Raw genomic sequence first — 19758 nt, 5'->3', positions numbered from 1 at the left:
CCCGGCGGTCACCCTTGCGCGCGAGTCCACGCCAGCAGATCCGCCAGCGGCCAGGTATTGATCACACGTTCCGCCGCGACGCCGTTCGCGAGCGCGCGCTCGCAACCGTACCCCTGCCAGTCGAGCTGGCCGGGTGCGTGCGCGTCGGTGTCGATCGAGAAGTGACAACCCATCTCGGCGGCCAGGCGCAGCAATCGCGAAGGCGGATCCAGTCGTTCGGGCCTGCTGTTGATCTCCACGGCGGTGCCGTAGGTGCGGCACGCCTCGAACACCACCTCGGCGTCGAACGTCGACTCCGGCCTGGTGCCGCGTCCCCCCGTGACCAGGCGACCGGTGCAGTGACCGAGCACGTCGACGTTGGGATCGGCGACCGCGTACGCCATGCGCTTGGTCATGGTCGCGCTGTCGTCGCGCAGACGCGAATGCACGCTGGCCACGACCACGTCCAACCGGGCGAGCAGATCCGCCTGCTGATCGAGGGTGCCGTCGTCGAGGATGTCCACCTCGATGCCGGTGAGGATGCGGAACGGCGCCATCCGGTCGTTGAGCTCGGCCACTACGTCCAGCTGCCTGCGCAACCGGTCGGCGGACAGGCCGTTGGCCACGGTCAGGCGCGGGGAATGGTCGGTCAGGGCGCAGTATTCGTGCCCGAGCGCGGCCGCGACTCGCATCATCTCCTCGATCGGGCTGCCGCCGTCGGACCAGTTCGAGTGGGTGTGCAGATCGCCGCGCAGCAGCTCGCGCAACGGCTTGCCCGGCGCCCCGATCGGCTGCGCGGCCGCCCGCAACTCGCTCAGGTACCGCGGCACCACGCCCGCGTACGCCTGCTTGATGACGGCAGCGGTCTTCGGCCCGATGCCGGCCAGCTCGGTCCAAGTGCCTGCCGCCCGGCGCGCCTCGCGCTCGTCGGCGGACAACTCCGCGACGACGTCGGCGGCGCGCCGGTAGGCCTTCACCCGGTGGGTCTCCGCCCGGGAGCGCTCCAGCCAGAAGCCGATCTCCCGCAGCGCCGCCTCCGGACCGGGCGCCGCGGCGGCGTCCGGCATCCCGCTCGATTCCTGACCGGGCACCGGGTCAGTGCACCCGGCTGTATTTGACGAAGGCCACCCCGTCCTCGAACACCGTGCTGGTGATCACCCGGAACTTGGCCGGTTCCGGCAGCCGCGACCCGGCGCCGAACAGCGCACGGCCGCTGCCGAGCACGATCGGGTAGAGCTTGAGGAAGATCTGGTCGATCTCCGGCAGCAGCGCCTGCGCCAGTTCCCCGCCGCCGCACAACCAGATACCCAGCCCGCTCTCCCGCTTGAGTGCGCGAACCTTCTCGATCGGGTTCTCCGAGATCAGCTCCACGGCCGCGTCGGGACTCTCGGGCAGGGTGGTCGAGACCACGAATTGCCGCAGATGCGCGTAGGGAGTGGAGGTGCCGGTGCGGACGCCGAAGTCGTGCGTCTTGCGTCCCATCAGCACCGTGTCGAAGTAGCGATTGCGCTCCTCCAACCCGATCGCCTCGCGCACCTTGGTCGGCAGCGTCTCGGGATACTGCGCGTTGATCGAGGGACCGTGGTCGCCGCCGACCGGGAAGAAGTCGACCGAGCCGTCCTCGGTGGCGATGAAACCGTCGATCGTCGACGCGACGTAATAGGTGAGCTTGCGCATGCTTCCCTTCCTCACGGTCGGCTGACATTCCGAACCGCCCTGAGGAAACGGTAGCTCGCCCGCGCTAACGACGACGAGGCTTCGGCTGGCAGCGCGGGCAGGAGTAGGACGAGCGGTTCATGAACCGCTCGCGGATGATCGGCGCACCACACCGGCGACACGGCTCGTGCTCCCGACCGTATACGGCCAGGGCGCGTTCGAAGTAGCCCGACTGGCCGTTGACATTCACATAGAGCGCGTCGAACGACGTACCGCCCGCGGCGAGCGCTTCGCTCATCACAATGCCGACTTCGGCGAGCAACCCGCGCACCGCGGGTCTGGACAGCCCGGAGGCGGTCCGTCCTCCGTGGATCTCGGCCCGCCACAGCGCCTCGTCGGCGTAGATGTTGCCGATGCCGGAGACCACGCCTTGGTCGAGCAGCACGCGCTTGATCTCAGTCTGCTTGCCCCGGATGACGGCGACCACGGATTCGACGTCGAAACGCGGATCCAGCGGATCGCGAGCGATGTGCGCGACTGGCTCGGGCACCAGGGTGCCGTCCACCTCGACCAGCGGCGCGAGCGCCCAGCCACCGAAGGTGCGCTGATCGACGAAGCGCAGCTGGGTGCCGTCGCCGAAGGTGGCGCGGATGTGGGCGTGCTTCTCCAGCGGCGCTTCCGCGGGCTGGACCAGCATCTGACCGCTCATGCCGAGATGCACGACGAGCGCCGCCTCCGGATCGTCGAAGGTGAGCCAGAGGAATTTGCCGCGCCGCTCGGCCGACTCGACCTTCAGGCCGGTCAGCCGTGCGGCGAGATCGGCGGCGCCTTCGAGATGGCGGCGCACCGAGCGGGGATGGGTGATCGCCACCGATTCGATCAGCCGGCCGACCACGTGCTCGGCGAGCCCGCGCCGCACGACCTCGACCTCGGGAAGTTCGGGCACGTCAGGTTTCGGCGGTCAGCGCCTCGTAGGCGGCCCCCGCGGCCTTCTGCTCGGCTTCCTTCTTCGACCGTCCGACGCCCTGCCCGTAGGCCCGGCCGCCGACCACCGTGGTGGCGGTGAATTCCTTGTCGTGGTCCGGCCCGGTCGAGGTGATCTCGTAGCTGGGGACGCCGAGACCACGCTCGGCGGTGAGTTCCTGCAGGCTCGTCTTCCAGTCCAGGCCCGCGCCCATCCGCGGTCCGCGCTCGAGCAGCTCGGCGAACAGCCGCAGCACCACGGCGCGAGCCACCTCGATGCCGTGCTCCAGATGCACGGCGCCGAGCAACGACTCCATACCGTCGGCGAGGATGCTCTCCTTGTCCCGGCCGCCGGTGAGCTCCTCGCCCTTGCCGAGCAGCAGGTGGGCACCGAGCCCGCCCTCGCCGAGCCCGCGGGCGACCTCCGCCAGCGCGCGCATGTTCACCACGCTCGCGCGCAGTTTGGCCAGCTCACCCTCGGACTTGGAGGGATGCTCGTGATACAGCCGTTCGGTGATGCTCAGCCCGAGCACGGAGTCGCCGAGGAACTCGAGACGCTCGTTCGTCGGCAGACCGCCGTTCTCGTACGCGTACGACCGATGAGTCAGTGCGAGACGCAGCAGATCCGGCTGCACGTCGACGCCCAACGCGGCGAGCAGGCTCGCGTGTTCACCGGACGAGTCGGGTTCGTCGGTCACGTCGCTACGACAGATCGGACGATCAGACCGCCGCCGTGACCTGGCGGCCCTTGTAGGTGCCGCAGGACGGGCAGGCGATGTGCGGCAGGGTCTTCTCGCCGCAGGCGCGGTTCGGGCAGGTGATCAGGGTCGGCGCGGTGGCCTTCCACTGGCTGCGCCGCGACCTGGTGTTGGAACGGGACATCCGGCGCTTGGGAACGGCCACGACTACTTCTCCTCTGTCTTAATTGCTCTGCCGGTTCGGCTGATCGGTCTTGCTCAGTGGTCTCGGTCGGCCGCACCCTCGTCGGGGCTGCCGCTGCCGGGCGATTCGGAGGCGAATCCGGCCAGTCCGGCCCAGCGAGGGTCAAGTATCTCATGCCGGTGGTCGGATCCCGCAATCGCCATCCGTACGCCGCATTCCGGGCACAGTCCCGCGCAATCCGGGGTGCACAGCGGTTGCAGCGGCAACTCCAGCCCGACGGCGTCGATCACCACCGGTTCCAGATCGATGAGGTCGTCGTCCATGCGATAGATCTCGTCGTCCTCGGTGGTCTGCTCGGTGGTGCTGTCCGGATAGGCGAACAGCTCGGTCAGCCGCAGGGTGACCGCGTCGGTGAACGGCTCCAGGCAGCGCGAGCACTCACCTTCGATCGGCGCCTCGACCGTCCCGGTGACCAGCACTCCCTCGGACACCGCCTGCAACTGCAGATCCAATTCCACCTGCGCACCCACCGGAACGCCGATCAGATCCAGACCGATCCGCTCCTCGGTGGTGACGGTACGGCGCAGCTCGCGCATGGTCCCCGGCCTGCGGCCGAGGCTGCGGGTGTCCAGCACGAAAGCGGCGTCCGGCGACCGGCGCTTGGCCGATCGGGGACGCGACGCGGAACCGGAACCGGCGGACATCACGGACTCACTCACGATCGAGGGGATACGGGCAACCACTCAACAATACGCGATCACGCGGTCCACGCCCAAACGCGGCCCATCGCGCTCGGGGCCGCTACCTGCGGAATTCCGTGGCGTAGTCGGGCGCACCCGCCCCACTGCGCAGTTGATGGCGCCCCCGCCCGACCGTGCGCAGCGTGCTGGTCAGCGTCTCCTCGAAATCGGCGAGCCGGGAGTCGACGTAGTGGTCGCACTCCTCGCGCAGGCGATCCGCCTCGGCGTGCGCGGCGTCGATCACCCTGGCCGATTCGGCGTGCGCGGCCCGCACCACCTCGGTCTGCGTGACCAGCCGCTCCTGCTCGGCGAGCCCGTCGGCGACGGAGCGGTCGTAGGCGGCCTTGCCCGCATCGATCATCCGCTCCGACTCGGCCCGCGCCCGGCCGGTCACCGCCTCGTATTCGGCGTTGCCGTCGGCCACCACCCGATCGGCCGCCTCCTGAGCGGAGGCCACCAGGTGATCGGCGTGCGCGCTCGCCTCGGCGACCATCCGATCGGCATGCGCCTTGGCGTCGGCGAGGATGCGGTCGGCTTCCTCGCGCGCCGCGCCGATGGTGCGCTCGGCCTGCTCGTTCGCCCCGGTCACGGCGGTCTCGGCCGCGGTCCTGGCATCGGAGACGATCTTGTCGCGATGGTCGAGCACGTCCTGGGCGTCGTCGAGTTCGCCGGGCAGCGCGTCGCGGACGTCGTCGAGTAATTCCAGCACGTCGCCGCGCGGCACGATGCAACTGCGGGTCGGGGGGATGCCGCGCGCCTCTTCGACGATGGCGACCAGTTCATCGAGCGCTTCGAAAACGCGATACATGCTCACTACCCTCCTGCGGACTCACGGCGAAATCTCCGCCGACGCCCAGTGTGCCCCTCGTCACGGCTCGTGCCGAGTCCCTTTCCGGTGTGTCGTGCCAGTGTCTCGCACGCCACAAAATCAAGTGGAGACCTCCTCTCCGCTTCGTGTTACATTTTCTTGGAAGGTCGACCAAGATCTTCAGCACCTACCGCGTTCCCTGGATCGCGGACAAGGAAGCCGGAGGTAAGGACAACCCGCCGTCGAATGTTGACAGGCGCCGACACGTCAGCGATTGCCGAATATGCGCTACGAACGGAACCTGCCAAGAGTCGACGGGGGAAGCATGCGAGCACTCTCGCCGTTGTCCCTGCCGAGGGCTTGTGTTCGATCGGAAAGACGATGACCTTACTGGAACTGCCGCGACCCGGAGGAGTGAGCGCCACCAGCTTCTTCGTGCCGTGGGCCGGCCCCTATCCGGCACTGCCGAGGACCTCGGTGGCGACCGGGCTCGGCCGGCTCGCCCGGTACCTGCGCGGCGATCGAGCCTTCGCTCAGCTGATCCGTTTCGCGCTGGTCGGCGGCTCCAGCAATATCGCGTACGTCCTGTTGTTCTTCGCCATGCACGGCGTCGGACCGCTGATCGCCAACGTCGTGGGCTCGATCGTCAGCACCGTGATCGCCAACGAGCTGCACCGTCAGCTCACCTTCCACGCCGCGGAACGGGTCGGCTGGTTCACCGCGCAATGGGAAGGCGGCGGGCTCGCGTTGGTCGGACTCGGCGTCACCACCGCGGGGCTGGCCGCTCTGGGTCTGTGGGCTCCCGGCCTCGGGGACACCGCCCAGGCCGTCGCGATCCTGGCGATCACCGCTGTGGTCGGCGGCATGCGCTTCCTGGCCCTACGTGGCCTGGTGTTCTAGGCTGCCCGCCCGCCTCGCTGCCCGCCTCTCCGAGTATTCAGGCCGTACCAGTAAGTGGGACGTGGGTTGCGTTCAAGGTCTTGCGTTGGGTGCCGGTGGGGTTTGGGCGTTCCCCGGGAGTTACCCATGTTCTCGCGTGATCAGTGGTTGCTTTGGCGAACCCGACAGGGTGGTGAACCACCCGGTCGGGTCAGCAGGTGTGAAGGCTCCGTGGCTTTCCCGTAGAGGGTCCGTTGTTCGCCACCGCATCAGCGTTCTAGCGGGTTTGCGATGAAGGCGAGATCACCTGAAGGATTCGCGGCCTGGTTGGTCAGTTCTTGCGTTCGGCCAGGCGGTCGAGGAGGCGCTTGTGCACCGAGGGGGGCAGCATGTCGGCGACGTCGCCGCCGTAGGCGGCGACCTCCTTGACCAGTGAGCTGGACAGGAAGCTGAACGACGGGTTGGTGGCTATGAAGAAGGTGTCCACGCCGGAGAGCTTCTTGTTCATCTGCGCCATCTGCAGTTCATAGCCGAAGTCGCCCGCGTCGCGCAGACCCTTCACGATGGCGGTGATGCCCTGCTCGCGGGCGAAGTCCACCAGCAACCCCTGCCACGACTCCACCCGGACGTTGCCCAGGTGCGCGGTCGACTCGCGCAGCATCTCGATGCGCTCGTCGACGGTGAACATGCCCTGCTTCTTCGGGTTGATCATGACGGTGATGACGACCTCGTCGAACTGGGCCGCCGCCCGGGTGAAAACGTCGAGGTGTCCGTAGGTCACGGGGTCGAACGACCCGGGGCACAGTGCTCCTGCCATGAGGCGACGCTAGCAGGACGCACGCGGCCGGGCACGGGTGGCCGCACGCGCGCCTATTCGTCCGGATCGAACTCCGCCAGCTCGATGCGGGTTTCGCCGTACCGGCGCGACTTCGCGGGGACGAAGCCTGCGGGCCAGGCGGTTTCGGGGGAACGCGCCGAACGCTCCAGCACGACCACCGCCCCTGGGCGCAGCCAACCGCGCTCGGCCAGCGCGCTCAGGTCGGCCAGCACCGCGGCGTTGTCCACCGCGTACGGCGGGTCCGAGAAGACCACGTCGAAGCAGCCCGCCCCGCCCAGTTGCAGCACACTGGCCACCGTCGCGACCCGCAATTCGGCGCCGGGCAGCCCGAGGTCGGCGATATTGCCGCGAACAACGGCCGCCGCCTTCCGGTCGGATTCGACGAGCAACGCGTGCTCGGCGCCGCGCGACAGCGCCTCCAGCCCGAGCGCGCCGGAACCCGCGTACAAGTCGAGGACGCGCGCGCCCGCGAAGTCCAACCGGGCGTCCAACGCGCTGAACAGCGCCTCCCGGACGCGATCGGAGGTCGGGCGGGTGCCGGACGGCGGCACCCGGAGGCGCCGGCCGCCCGCCGCGCCCGCGACGATCCTCGTCATCCGGCGGACGACTCCCGCACCGCCAGTTCGATGAGCAGGTCACCGCCCTCGACCTGCTGCACGGAGCCGATGGCGACGCGGCCGACGATGCCCGCGCGTGGCGCGGTGATCGCGGCTTCCATCTTCATGGCCTCGATGGTGCCGATGGTGTCGCCCGCCGCGACCGAATCGCCTTCGGAGACCGCGAGAGTGACGACACCGGCGAACGGCGCCGCGACGTGGCCGGGGTTGGCCTTGTCGGCTTTCTCCGCCGCGGGGATCTCGCTGGCGATCGACCGGTCACGCACCGAGACCGGCCGCAGCTGCCCGTTGAGGATGCACATCACCGTGCGCATACCGCGCTCGTCGGGCTCGGAGATCGCTTCCAGGCCGATGAGCAGGGTTACGCCCTTCTCCAACTGCACCCGGTGTTCCTCGCCGCGGCGCAGCCCGTAGAAGAACTGGTTGGCCGACAACCCGGAGGTATCGCCGTACTTCTCCCGATGGGCGAGGAATTCGGCGGTGGGGCCGGGGAACAGCAACCGGTTCAACGTCGCCCGGCGCTCCTCGGAGCTGCCGGACAGGCCCTTCTCGTCCGCGGGCGTCAACGGTGTCTCGGGCTTGGCCGCGCCGCGCCCGGCCAGAGCCTTGGTGCGGAACGGTTCGGGCCAGCCGCCGGCGGGTGTGCCGAGTTCCCCGCGCAGGAAACCGATCACCGAATCCGGGATGTCGTAGCGGCCCGGGTCGGAGGCGAAATCCTCGACCTCGACACCGGTGCCGACCAACGCCAGCGCCAGGTCACCGACGACCTTCGAGGACGGGGTGACCTTCACCAAGCGGCCGAGCAGCCGGTCGGCGGCGGCGTACTTCGCCTCCACCTCCTCGAACCTGTCACCCAACCCGAGCGCGATGGCCTGCTGACGCAGGTTCGACAACTGCCCGCCGGGGATCTCGTGGGTGTAGACGCGACCGGTGGGTGCGGGCAGCCCGGACTCGAACGGGGCGTACACCTTCCGCAGCGCCTCCCAGTACGGTTCCAGGTCGCACACGTTCTGCAGGTTCAACCCGGTGTCGTACTCGCTGTGCGCCGCCGCGGCGACGATCGCCGAGAGCGCGGGCTGGCTGGTGGTGCCCGCCATCGCGGCGCTCGCCCCGTCCACGGCGTCGGCGCCGGCCTGCCACGCGGCCAGATAAGTGGCCAGCTGCCCGCCCGGGGTGTCGTGGGTGTGCACGTGCACCGGCAGATCGAAATTGCTGCGCAACGCGGTGACCAGCGTGGTCGCGGCCGGGGCGCGCAGCAGACCCGCCATGTCCTTGATCGCGAGCACGTGCGCGCCCGCGTCGACGATCTGCTCGGCCAGCTTCAGGTAGTAGTCCAGGGTGTAGAGCGACTCGTCCGGATTCGACAGATCCCCGGTGTAGCTGATCGCGACCTCCGCGATCGCGGTACCGGTCTCGCGGACCGCATCGATGGCCGGACGCATCTGGTCGACATTGTTGAGCGCGTCGAAGATACGGAAGATGTCGATACCCGTGGCGGTCGCCTCCGAGACGAACGCGCGGGTCACCGCCTCCGGATACGGGGTGTAGCCGACGGTGTTGCGGCCGCGCAGCAGCATCTGCAGGCAGATGTTGGGGATCGCCTCGCGCAATGCCGCCAGCCGCTCCCACGGGTCCTCGTACAGGAACCGCAGCCCCACGTCGTAGGTCGCTCCGCCCCACGCCTCGATCGACAGCAACTCCGGAGTCAATCGCGCCACATGCCCCGCCACGCCCAGCAGACCGTTGGTGCGCACCCGGGTGGCCAGCAGCGATTGGTGCGCGTCGCGGAAGGTGGTGTCGGTGACGCCGACCGCCTTCTGCTCACGCAACGCCCGCGCGAAACCCTCCGGACCCAGCCGCAGCAGCCGCTGCCGCGAGCCGTCCGGCGGCGGCACGCTCAGATCGATCGTGGGCAACTTGTCGTGCGGGTACACCGAGGTCGGCCGATCGCCGTGCGGCTTGTTCACCGTGACGTCGGCCAGGTAGTCGAGGATCTTGGTGCCGCGGTCCGCGGACCGGCGCAGGGTCAGCAGCTGCGGACGCTCGTCGATGAACGAGGTGGTGACCCGGCCCGCCTTGAAGTCCGGATCGTCCAGCACCGCCAGCAGGAAGGGAATGTTCGTGGCGACGCCGCGAATCCGGAACTCCGCCAGCGCCCGGCTCGCCCGCGCCACCGCCGTACCGAAGTCACGGCCCCGGCAGGTGAGCTTGACCAGCATGGAGTCGAAGTAGGCGCCGATCTCGGCGCCTAGGTTCGCGCCGCCGTCGAGGCGGATGCCCGCGCCGCCGGGTGTGCGGTAGGCGGTGATCCGGCCGGTGTCGGGACGGAATCCGTTGGCCGGGTCCTCGGTGGTGATCCGGCATTGCAAAGCCGCGCCCCGGATGGTCACGGCGTCCTGGCTGAGACCCAATTGCTCGAGCGTCTCCCCCGCCGCGATGCGCAGCTGCGACTGCACCAGGTCCACGTCGGTGATCTCCTCGGTCACCGTGTGCTCCACCTGGATGCGCGGGTTCATCTCGATGAAGACGTGGTTGCCGCGCTCGTCGAGCAGGAACTCCACGGTGCCCGCGCACGAGTAGCCGATCTGCCGGGCGAAGGCGACCGCGTCGGCGCAGATCCGTTCCCGCAGTGCGGGGTCCAGATTGGGTGCCGGCGCCAGCTCGATCACCTTCTGGTGGCGGCGCTGCACCGAGCAGTCCCGCTCGAACAGGTGCATCACGTTCCCGTGCTGATCAGCCAGGATCTGCACCTCGATGTGGCGGGGGTTCACCACCGCCTGTTCCAGGAACACCGTCGGGTCGCCGAACGCCGACTCCGCCTCCCTGGAGGCCGCCTCGATCGACTCGCGCAGCTGTTCGGGCGCGGCGACCCGGCGCATCCCGCGCCCTCCGCCGCCGGCCACCGCCTTCACGAAGATGGGGTATTCCAGCTCCCGTGCCGCGGCCAGCAGCTCCTCCACGTCCGACGACGGTGCGCTCGAACGCAACACCGGCAGCCCGGCAGCCTTGGCCGCCGCGATCGCCCGCGCCTTGTTACCCGCCAGTTCGAGCACCTCGGCCGACGGTCCGATGAAGGTGATGCCCTCGCGGGCGCATGCCGCCGCCAGATCCGGGTTCTCCGACAAGAACCCGTACCCCGGGTAGATCGCGTCCGCGCCCGCCGACTTGGCCGCCTCGATGATCGCCTCGATCGACAGGTAGGCCCGCACCGGATGGCCGGGCTCGCCGATCTGGTACGACTCCGCCGCCTTCAACCGATGGACCGAATTACGGTCCTCGTAGGGAAACACGGCGACCGTCCCGATGCCGAGTTCGTAGGCCGCACGGAAGGCGCGGATGGCGATCTCGCCACGGTTGGCAACCAAGACTTTCGAGAACATTGACCCAAGGTACCCGGCCGCGTGAACCGCACCGACACGGAATCCCCCTTCGCAAACCTTTTCACAAGACCGACTAGCACGGTTGCGAAGTTGCGTTCACAGCGCCGACACATGAGCGGTGCGGCAGCAACCGGTGTGCTGTCCCGAGGCCGGGTTCGGTTCGGGTCCGGCGGCGGAGGCCGCCGAGCAGCCGTCCCGGTGGTCGATCCCGGCATCGAGCCGCGCTCCCCTGGCACGAGTTCGCGCCCTCGGACCAGTCGAACCACGCATACGACGAGTTCGGAAAGGTGAATCCCGGGTGACCCGGCGGTCTGGTAGCCGGTCGAGAGCAGATCAGGGACCGCATCGGCGGCCCGGCCGATAGCCGGAACGGAAGCAGGTGCGGAATCGGTACGAGATGAGCGGTGCGGGCAAATACTGGTGTGCGATCCCTCGCGGTGTGCTCGCTCGGCCGCGTCCTATGCTGAGTGGGCAGCTGGTTCACCGCAGCACGACGAGATGGAGCCCCGACGTCGCGCCACGGAGTCGAGCCCGCCCGTACGGCGACGTCACGGCGGGTGAGAGGGAACCCGGTGGGAATCCGGGACTGTCCCGCAGCGGTATGCAGGAACGACCGCCGTCACCAGGCACTGAGTTCAGCGATCCGGAAGGTTCGGCGACTTGGGAAGCGACGGCCAGTAGGTCGGCCATCGGGAGCACTCCGGCGTATGCCGGCCCGCACGGCCGGTGCCCGCGAGTCCGAAGACCTGCCAGCCGTGCCGGGTACGCCGTACCCGGCGGCCACCGCCTCGTGGATTGGGCGTGCGGATCACCAGCTGACGTGTCGGGCTCCGCCGGGAACATCACCGGCATGTCACCGGGTTCTCCGCCTGCCCGTATGGCGATGGCTTTCGTCCTCAGCAATGGAGAAACATCGTGACTGTTGCACAGCAAAAGCCGTTTACCGCGACGGTTCTCGGGCTTCCACGAGTGGGGCCGCGGCGCGAACTGAAGCGGGCCACCGAAGCCTATTGGGCGGGCAAGATCGACGCCGACCAGTTGCACGCCGTGGCGCGCGACCTCCGGCACGCCCAATTCGCCGAATTACGGGCCGCGGGCCTGGACTCCGTTCCGATCGGCACGTTCTCCTACTACGACCAGATGCTCGACACCGCCGAGTTGCTGGGCGCGCTGCCGCCCCGGGTCGCCGGGATCGCGGACCCGCTGGAACGGTATTTCGCCGCCGCGCGCGGCACCGACACGGTCGAGCCCTTGGAGATGACCAAGTGGTTCGACACCAACTACCACTACCTGGTGCCGGAAATCGAGCCGGAGACCGCATTCTCGCTGCACCCGGAGAAGCTGCTCGCGGAACTGCGGGAAGCGCTGGAGCTGGGGGTGCCCGCGCGGCCGGTGGTGATCGGGCCGATCACCTTCCTCAAACTGGCGAAGGCGACCGGCGGCTCGGCGCTCGCCCGGCTGATCGAGCTGCTGCCGCTGTATCGGGAACTGCTGCGCAGGCTCGCCGTCGCCGGTGCCGGATGGGTGCAGATCGACGAGCCGGTGCTGGTCACTGACCTCACGGCGGAGGAAATCGACCTGGTGCAGGTCACCTACGAGGAACTCGCCGACGCCGCCGAGCGCCCGGCGATCCTCGTCGCGACCTACTTCGGGCGACCGGATGCGGCGCTGACGGCGCTGGCGAGCACCGGAATTGAGGGGGTCTCCCTCGATTTCACGGCCGGCGCCGACGTCGACGCGGTGGCCGCCGTGCCCGCGCTGACCGGCAAACTGCTCGTCGCGGGGATCGTCGACGGCCGCAATGTGTGGCGCACCGATCTGGACCGCGCCATGGCCACCCTCGGCGCGTTGCTGGGATCCGCTGCGCACGTGGCGGTTTCGAGTTCCTGCTCGCTGCTGCATGTGCCGTACACGCTGGCCGCGGAAACCGGGTTGGACGAGCGGCTGCGGTCCTGGCTGGCGTTCGGTGCGGAAAAGGTGGCCGAGGTGCGCCTGCTCGCCACCGGTCTGAGCCAGGGCACGGAGGCGATCGCCGCCGAGTTGGCCGAGGCGCGGGCGGCGCTGGCGTCGCGGTGGTCGGATCCGCGGCTGAACGATCCGCGCGTGCGAGCCGCGCTCGCCGCGCTCGGGCCCGACGCCGACCGCCGCGCGCCCGCCGAACAACGCCGGGAACTGCAGCGGGATCGTCTGCGGCTGCCCGCGCTGCCGACCACGACGATCGGTTCCTACCCGCAGACCTCGGCCATCCGGCTGGCGCGCGCCGCGCTGCGCAAGGGCGAGATCGATGGGGCGGAGTACGTACGCCGGATGCGGGCCGAGATCGCGGACGTCATCGCGCTCCAGGAGGAGCTGGGGTTGGACGTGCTGGTGCACGGCGAGCCGGAACGCAACGACATGGTGCAGTACTTCGCCGAGCAACTCGACGGGTTCGCGGCGACCGAGCAAGGTTGGGTGCAGTCCTATGGGACGCGCTGCGTGCGGCCGCCGATCCTGTTCGGGGACGTCGCGCGGCGGGAGCCGATGACCGTGGAGTGGATCGGCTACGCGCAGTCGCTCACCGACAAGCCGGTGAAGGGCATGCTGACCGGCCCGGTGACCATTCTGGCGTGGTCGTTCGTCCGCGACGACCAGCCGTTGGGCGAGTCCGCCCGCCAGGTGGCGCTGGCGATCCGGGAGGAGACCGTGGATCTGGAGTCGGCGGGCATCCGGATCATCCAGGTCGACGAGCCCGCCTTGCGGGAACTGCTTCCGCTGCGCGCGGCCGATCAGCCCGGGTATCTGGAATGGTCGGTGCGGTCGTTCCGGCTCGCGACCTCCGGGGTGTCCGACGCGACGCAGATCCACACGCATCTGTGCTATTCGGAGTTCGGCGAGGTGATCGACGCGATCGCCGGACTGGACGCCGATGTCACGTCCATCGAGGCGGCGCGCTCACGCATGGAGGTGCTCGACGACCTCAACGCGGCGGGATTCGACCTCGGCGTCGGCCCCGGCGTGTACGACATCCACTCTCCACGGGTGCCCAGCGTTGACGAGATCACCACATCGCTGCGCGCGGCATTGAAAGCCGTTCCGGCCGAGCGTCTTTGGGTGAATCCCGACTGCGGATTGAAGACCAGGGGACGCACCGAGGTGGAAGCCTCGCTCCGCAACATGGTCGCGGCAGCGACGGCCGTGCGGTAACCCCACCCGCAGATCGCCGATCCGGTGCCCCCTTTACCTGCCGAAGGGGGCACCGGATCAAACACGGCCTCAGTCGGATTCGGGTTCCGGCCGAGGCGGCTGCCGCCGCCGTAGGGTGTACCGGTCACACGGTTCTTCCCGCCGCGTGACCGGCAACTCCCGCGCCCGCGCCCGCATCCCTCGCCGCCACGCCGTATGACACCCGGAACAACGCTCCATCGGCTACCCCTCCTCACTAGTCGACTACGACACCGTCTTTCCCCTCTTGCCTACTTTCGACGCACCGATGGCCGGTTCGGTTCCATGCAATAAGAAAGTTCACTTCACAAACCCGAATCTCCTTGTGCCCATATAGCTTTCATTCCATGCCGACACAGCAGCACGAAGTGCTCGTAGAGATGTTCCGGTCGCGACCGAGCCTGGCGGCCGGTCTGCTCACCGACGCCTTCGGCATCTCCCTACCCGCGTACGCGGAAGCGCGCACGGGATCATCCGATTACACGGACGTCGGGCCGAACGAGTTCCGGGGCGATGTCGCCCTGGTTTGCGCCGATTCGGCGGGAATCGCTGTTGTCGGCATCGTGCTGGAGATACAGCTCGGTCGTGACCGCTCGCGGCAGTGGGCTTGGCCCGTCTATGTCAGCACTCTCCGCGCCCGTTTGCAGTGCCCTGTCTTCCTGATGGTCGTCACACCGGACGCCCAGGTGGCCGCATGGTGTCGCAAGCCGATCGAACTCGGTCACCCTGGGTTTGTCCTGAGTCCGCTGGTTCTCGGACCGGACGTGGTACCGGCAGTCACCGATCTCGACGAAGCTCGAGCGCTACCGGAACGAGCCGTCCTCTCCACACTCGCACACGCGGACGGACCGGAGGCCGATCGTGTGTTCGAGGCACTTCTCGCCGGATTGCAGAGCACCGATGACGAGCGGGCGAAAATGTACTATGACCTTGTTGTCGCGGCTCTGTCGAAGACGGCCCGGCATCGACTGGAGGAACTCATGACGTCGACCTTCAAGTACGAGTACCAGAGCGACTTCGCCCGCAAGTACGTGGCGCAAGGCCGCGACGAAGGGCGGACCGAAGAAGCGGTGCGGGCCCTTCTCCTTGTGCTGGAAGCGCGCGGGATCGTCGTCGGGCAGAAGACGCGAGCCGAGATCACCGGGTGCACCGATCTCGACCGGCTCGAATCCTGGACGCGCAAGGCCGCCACAGCCGAATCCGAGAACGATCTGTTCGGCTGAGGCCCTTACAGTCCGAAAGCTCGGTTGATGGCGACCATGTCGAAGTAGTCACGCCACGTGGTGATGGCGCCGTCGGCGACTTCGAAGAAACCCATGACCGGGAGCGGAGTCTCGCGTCCGGCGGAGCGGAGGATGTCGGTGCGCTCGTTCATCACCACGTTGCCGGAGGCGATCTGGTGGTGGATGTCGAAATCGATGGCGTCGAAGGTGGTCAGGAAACCCGCGATGAAGTCGCGAATGGCGGCGCGGCCGACGATGGGCTCCATCGGGATGTTGTGGTAGACGGCGTCCTCGGCGAAGTACGCGCTGATCCGATCCGGATCAGGGTCGGACCAGCTTCGGCACATCGCACGCACGAGCTCGTCGGGATCGGGCATTCGTCTGCTCACTTCCTGGCGCCGGGGCGGGGATTGGAACCCCTCGATTCAACCAAGCAATTGCTCGGCAGGGAAGGGCGTCAGCGACTTCCGGGTCGGTTTCGTTCCAGGCCGCGGGCAACGGCGAATTTCACGCGTTCACAACGACACGGTGGCAAACCTCTCTTCGCACGCTACGCAGATCGAATACATTGCTGGACACCTCGCAAAAGCACATCTTTGTGGGTAATAGCGCGCGTTATTGCGATGATTGCGAATAATCACAGCTACCATCGTGCACGTGCGCAAGATGTATGCGGGCGCCCGGCTTCGGCGGTTGCGTGAAGAGCGGAGAATGACTCAGGCGGCTCTGGCGAAATCGCTGGATCTGTCGCCGAGCTACCTCAATCAGCTCGAGCGCGACCAGCGCCCACTCACCATTCCCGTACTGCTGAAATTGAATTCCACCTTCGACCTGGACGTCCAGTTCTTCGCCGCCGATTCCGACGCGCGGCTCGTATCGGATCTACACGAAGTGCTGGTCGACGCCGCGGGCGGACACACAGCGCCGCTGACCGAGGTGGAGGAGCTGGCGACCCGCCAACCGGAAGTCGCCAGGATCGTCGTCGCCATGCATCGCCGCCTACGCGCCGCCACCGATCAGCTCGACCTGCTGTCCGCGCGGGTGTCCGCGCCCGCGGGCGCGCCCGGGGTGCCCATGCCCTACGAGGACGTACGCGACTTCTTCTACGACCACCACAATCACATTCCGCAACTCGACATCGCCGCCGAGCAACTGTTCGAGAATTCCGGGCTGACCATCGGCTCGCTCGATCGCCAGCTCGCCCGCATCGCCGAGGAACGCGCCGGCGTCACCGTTCTGGTGCGCGGCGACGGCGCCGACCCCACCGTCCCCAAACGCCACTACGACACCGAGACCCGCACGCTCACGCTCGCTCGCCGATTGCGGCCGGGCCAGCGCGCCTTTCAGATCGCCACCACGCTCGGCCTCCTGCTGTACGGGGCCGAGCTGGATGCCGTGCTGGCCGAGAGCCCGTCGCTCAGCGGCGAATCCCGCACGCTGGCCCGGATCGGGCTGGCCAATTACTTCGCGGGCGCGCTGGTGCTGCCCTACAGCCGGTTCCTGCGCTCGGCCGAGGAACTCCGCTACGACATCGACCTGCTCGGCCTGCGTTTCGAGGTCGGGTTCGAGACCGTCTGCCATCGGCTCAGCACCCTGCAACGGCAGGGCCAGCGTGGCGTTCCGTTCTTCTTCGTCCGCACCGACCGGGCGGGCAACATCTCCAAACGTCAGTCCGCCACCGCTTTCCACTTCTCCCGGGTCGGTGGCAGTTGCCCGCTCTGGGTGGTGCACGAGGCCTTCTCCCATCCCGGCCGGATCCTGACCCAAGTGGCCGAGATGCCCGACGGCCGCCGGTATCTATGGATCGCGCGCACCGCGGCGATCGCCCCACACGGGTTCGGCACCGCGGCGAAGAACTTCGCCGTCGGCCTCGGCTGCGATATCGAATACGCCGACCGCTTGGTGTACTCGTCCGGGTTGCAGCTGGACGACCCGGCGGCCTCGGTCCCGATCGGCGCGGGCTGCAAAGTGTGCGAGCGTCCCGCGTGTCCGCAGCGCGCCTTCCCGCACATAGGCAGCCCGTTGGCGGTCGCCGAACACACCAGCACCGACCTGCCCTACCCGCGGCTCGGGCGCTGACGACTTCCCTTCCGGCGAGCTCGTGCGGGTCGGCCCGGCGCGGATCGCCCGGAGTCGCTGCGTCGATCTCGAGCACGACCACCGTGAACGGCGCGCCCGCCGAGGAGATCAGCGCGGCCGGGTCGCCGTTCAGCACCGATCTTTCGGCCGCCACTGTGCGCGAACGGCGACGTGGCCGCCGCACGTGCGCGCCCGGAGTCCGACGTCTCCCGTCCACGCCGCCGGTGCGATCAAGACTTGGCCAGATACTCCAGCCGCTCGGAGTCCACCGCCGCGTGCATCATCCCCGCCAGCCCGGGATGTTCGCGCAGCCCCGGGTCGGACGCCACCACCGCGCGGGCGAACTCCTGCGCCGCGGTGATCACCTCGAGATCGTCCAGCAGTGACAGCAGGCGCAGCGAGCGGGCGGTGCCGGATTGGGCGGCGCCCAGCACGTCGCCCTCGCGCCGGGTCCGCAGGTCGAGCACCGCGAGTTCGAAGCCGTCGGTGGTGGCGGCGACCGCATCCAGACGCGCCATGGCCGACCCGCCCGGCGCGGCATCCGTGATCAGCAGGCACAAACCGGGGTGCTCGCCCCGCCCGATCCGGCCGCGCAGCTGATGCAATTGGCTGACGCCGAACCGGTCGGCGTCGACGATCACCATCACCGTCGCGTTGGGCACGTCCACGCCGACCTCGACCACGGTGGTGCACACCAGAACGTCCACCGATCCGTCATTGAACGCCCGCATCACCTGGTCTTTTTCGTCGGCGGGCAGTCTGCCGTGCAGCAAGCCGACCCGCACGCCGGACAGCGGGCCCGCGCGCAGCGTCTCGAACACGTCCAGCACGGCCTGGGTGGTCGGGCCGTCCTTCTCCCCGTCGCCGTTCTTCGCCCGCCCGTTGCGGGATTTGCCCGCGGCCTCCTCGTCGTCGCCGATGCGCGAACACACCACGTACGCCTGGCGCCCGGCGGCGACCTCCTCCACGATCCGCTCCCAGGCGCGATCCACCCAGTTCGGGTGCTGCCTGCGCGGCACCACCCTGGAGACGATCGGCGAGCGGCCTCTCGGCAGTTCGGTCAGCGTGGAGGTCTCCAGATCGCCGAGCGTGGTCATGGCGATGGTGCGCGGGATCGGGGTCGCGGTCATCACCAGCAGATGCGGACTGGCGCCCGCTTTCGCCTTGGCGCGCAGGGCATCCCGCTGCTCGACACCGAAGCGATGCTGCTCGTCGACCACCACCATGCCGAGGTCGAAGAACTCGACGTTGTCCTGGATCAGCGCGTGCGTGCCGATCACGATGCCCGCCTCACCGGTCACCGCTTCCAGCAACGCCGCCTTCTTGGCCGACGCCGACATCGACCCGGTCACCAACACCACTCGGGTGGCGTGGTCGGCCGCGCCCAGCTCGCCCGCGGCGCCCAGGTCACCGAGCATGCCACGCAGCGACCGATAGTGCTGCGCGGCGAGCACCTCCGTCGGGGCGAGCAGCGCGCACTGCAGTCCCGCGTCCACCACCTGCAGCATGGCGTGCAGGGCGACGATCGTCTTGCCGGAGCCCACCTCGCCTTGCAGCAACCGGTGCATCGGCTGTTCACGGGCCAGGTCGGCGGAGATCTCCGCGACGACCTGCTGCTGCCCCGCGGTGAGTTCGAACGGAAGTCGCTGTTCGAACGCCGCGGCGATACCGTCCGGCCGCGGAGCACAACCGCGCGCCCTGCGCCCGGACACCTCGTGCCTGCGCTCGGCCAAGACCAATTGCAAGGCCAGCGCCTCATCGAAACGCAGCCGGTCCTTGGCTCGATCGATGTCGTCCTTGCGTTCGGGCAGGTGGATCAGGCGCAGCGCGTCGGACAGGTTCGGCAGCGCGCGTTCGGCGCGCACGTCTTCCGGTACGGGATCGTCGAGGGGATCGAGCTGGTCGAGCACCTGACGCACGCAGGCGAGCACGTCCCAGCTCTGCACCTTGGCGGTCGCCGGGTAGACCGGGATGAACTCGCGTTCCATGAACGAGGTGTCCACTCCCCCCGCGCCTTTCGCGCTCTCCGCGAGGCCGCGCAGGTCTCCGCCGCCGCGCACCCTGGTCAGCGCGCCGACCGAATCGTCATCGCCCTCGGTTTCCGGCAGGATCAAGTAGCCGGGATGGCTGAGGTTCCACTGGCCGGGACGCCAGTAGTTCACCGTGCCCGACATCATCGCGCGCAGCCCTTCGCGGACCACGTACTTCACCTTGTCGCCGTTGAAGAAGGTGACGTCAACGCCGCGCCCGGAGCCGGTGTCGAGCACCACCTTCAGCAGGGAACCGCGGCGGTTGCGCATCGGCCGCAGCTCGGCCTTCGTGATCCGGCCGATGACGGTGATGTGCGAACCGTCTTCCGGCGCTTCCTCGGTGAGCGGCTGCCCCTGCGTCGCGTATCGCAGGGGGTAGTGCCGCAGCAGATCCTCGACGGTCCGCATGTCGAAAGCGTCCGCGAGCGAGTCCGCCGCCTTCGCGCCGAGGATGTGGTCGAGCCGATCACTCAGTGCCGCCAT

General features: G+C 68.6%; 16 protein-coding genes and 1 riboswitch. Of the genes, 4 read left to right on the top strand and 12 right to left on the bottom strand.

Annotation, left to right across the window (positions count from 1 at the left end; all coding sequences use genetic code 11):
• Positions 1-8: 8 nt before the first annotated feature.
• The 7 genes from ABZ824_RS02625 to ABZ824_RS02595 all read right to left on the bottom strand — a co-directional run bounded on the left by ABZ824_RS02625 (position 9) and on the right by ABZ824_RS02595 (position 5028).
• Positions 9-1046, bottom strand: coding sequence for a PHP domain-containing protein (locus tag ABZ824_RS02625; RefSeq protein WP_356962425.1), 1038 nt, complete (start codon positions 1044-1046; stop codon positions 9-11).
• 28 nt (positions 1047-1074) lie between these two features.
• Positions 1075-1656: a dihydrofolate reductase family protein gene (locus ABZ824_RS02620; RefSeq protein ID WP_355069839.1), complete on the bottom strand. Its 582-nt coding sequence runs from the start codon at positions 1654-1656 to the stop codon at positions 1075-1077.
• 64 nt (positions 1657-1720) lie between these two features.
• Complete coding sequence (gene mutM / locus ABZ824_RS02615) at positions 1721-2581, bottom strand: bifunctional DNA-formamidopyrimidine glycosylase/DNA-(apurinic or apyrimidinic site) lyase (RefSeq protein ID WP_356961257.1); 861 nt, start codon at positions 2579-2581, stop codon at positions 1721-1723.
• A 1-nt stretch (position 2582) separates the two neighbouring features.
• Positions 2583-3296: a ribonuclease III gene (gene rnc, locus ABZ824_RS02610; RefSeq protein WP_356961256.1), complete on the bottom strand. Its 714-nt coding sequence runs from the start codon at positions 3294-3296 to the stop codon at positions 2583-2585.
• Positions 3297-3318: 22 nt separating this feature from the next.
• Positions 3319-3501, bottom strand: coding sequence for a 50S ribosomal protein L32 (gene rpmF / locus ABZ824_RS02605; RefSeq protein ID WP_014987105.1), 183 nt, complete (start codon positions 3499-3501; stop codon positions 3319-3321).
• 53 nt (positions 3502-3554) lie between these two features.
• Positions 3555-4184 (bottom strand): DUF177 domain-containing protein, encoded by a 630-nt coding sequence (locus ABZ824_RS02600; protein ID WP_356962423.1) that lies wholly within the window; start codon positions 4182-4184, stop codon positions 3555-3557.
• A gap of 97 nt (positions 4185-4281) precedes the next feature.
• Positions 4282-5028 carry a DivIVA domain-containing protein gene (locus ABZ824_RS02595; RefSeq protein ID WP_356962422.1) on the bottom strand — a complete coding sequence of 249 codons (747 nt, stop codon included), beginning with the start codon at positions 5026-5028 and terminating at the stop codon, positions 4282-4284.
• Positions 5029-5409: 381 nt separating this feature from the next.
• Here ABZ824_RS02595 and ABZ824_RS02590 point away from each other — a divergent pair, with 381 nt between their 5' ends.
• Complete coding sequence (locus tag ABZ824_RS02590) at positions 5410-5928, top strand: GtrA family protein (RefSeq protein ID WP_355069834.1); 519 nt, start codon at positions 5410-5412, stop codon at positions 5926-5928.
• Between the two features lie 310 nt (positions 5929-6238).
• Here the strand turns inward: ABZ824_RS02590 and coaD are convergent, their stop codons facing one another.
• The 3 genes from coaD to ABZ824_RS02575 are packed head-to-tail and all read right to left on the bottom strand — an operon-like array spanning position 6239 to position 10742.
• Entirely contained in the window at positions 6239-6724 is a 486-nt protein-coding gene (gene coaD / locus ABZ824_RS02585; protein WP_356961254.1) for a pantetheine-phosphate adenylyltransferase, read from the bottom strand.
• A gap of 53 nt (positions 6725-6777) precedes the next feature.
• Positions 6778-7341: a 16S rRNA (guanine(966)-N(2))-methyltransferase RsmD gene (gene rsmD / locus ABZ824_RS02580; protein WP_356961252.1), complete on the bottom strand. Its 564-nt coding sequence runs from the start codon at positions 7339-7341 to the stop codon at positions 6778-6780.
• Positions 7338-10742 (bottom strand): pyruvate carboxylase, encoded by a 3405-nt coding sequence (locus ABZ824_RS02575; protein WP_356961251.1) that lies wholly within the window; start codon positions 10740-10742, stop codon positions 7338-7340. The genes rsmD and ABZ824_RS02575 overlap by 4 nt, the downstream gene beginning before the upstream one ends.
• 560 nt (positions 10743-11302) lie before the next feature.
• Positions 11303-11490, top strand: a riboswitch (cobalamin riboswitch).
• Positions 11491-11654: 164 nt separating this feature from the next.
• On the opposite strand from ABZ824_RS02575, the gene metE reads away from it, so the two are divergent.
• Positions 11655-13925, top strand: a complete 2271-nt coding sequence (gene metE / locus ABZ824_RS02570) for a 5-methyltetrahydropteroyltriglutamate--homocysteine S-methyltransferase (protein ID WP_356962420.1) — start codon at positions 11655-11657, stop codon at positions 13923-13925.
• 365 nt (positions 13926-14290) lie between these two features.
• Complete coding sequence (locus ABZ824_RS02565; protein ID WP_356961250.1) at positions 14291-15166, top strand: hypothetical protein; 876 nt, start codon at positions 14291-14293, stop codon at positions 15164-15166.
• A 5-nt stretch (positions 15167-15171) separates the two neighbouring features.
• On the opposite strand, the gene ABZ824_RS02560 is transcribed toward ABZ824_RS02565, so the two are convergent.
• Complete coding sequence (locus ABZ824_RS02560) at positions 15172-15543, bottom strand: limonene-1,2-epoxide hydrolase family protein (RefSeq protein ID WP_356961249.1); 372 nt, start codon at positions 15541-15543, stop codon at positions 15172-15174.
• Positions 15544-15823: 280 nt separating this feature from the next.
• Between ABZ824_RS02560 and ABZ824_RS02555 the strand changes: the two genes are divergently transcribed.
• Complete coding sequence (locus tag ABZ824_RS02555) at positions 15824-17245, top strand: short-chain fatty acyl-CoA regulator family protein (RefSeq protein ID WP_355069823.1); 1422 nt, start codon at positions 15824-15826, stop codon at positions 17243-17245.
• A gap of 230 nt (positions 17246-17475) precedes the next feature.
• Here the strand turns inward: ABZ824_RS02555 and recG are convergent, their stop codons facing one another.
• Positions 17476-19758 (bottom strand): ATP-dependent DNA helicase RecG, encoded by a 2283-nt coding sequence (gene recG / locus ABZ824_RS02550; protein WP_356961248.1) that lies wholly within the window; start codon positions 19756-19758, stop codon positions 17476-17478.

Source organism: Nocardia sp. NPDC047038, assembly GCF_040644075.1.
GTDB lineage: Bacteria > Actinomycetota > Actinomycetes > Mycobacteriales > Mycobacteriaceae > Nocardia > Nocardia sichangensis.
This window is presented reverse-complemented; position numbering and strand designations above follow the sequence as displayed.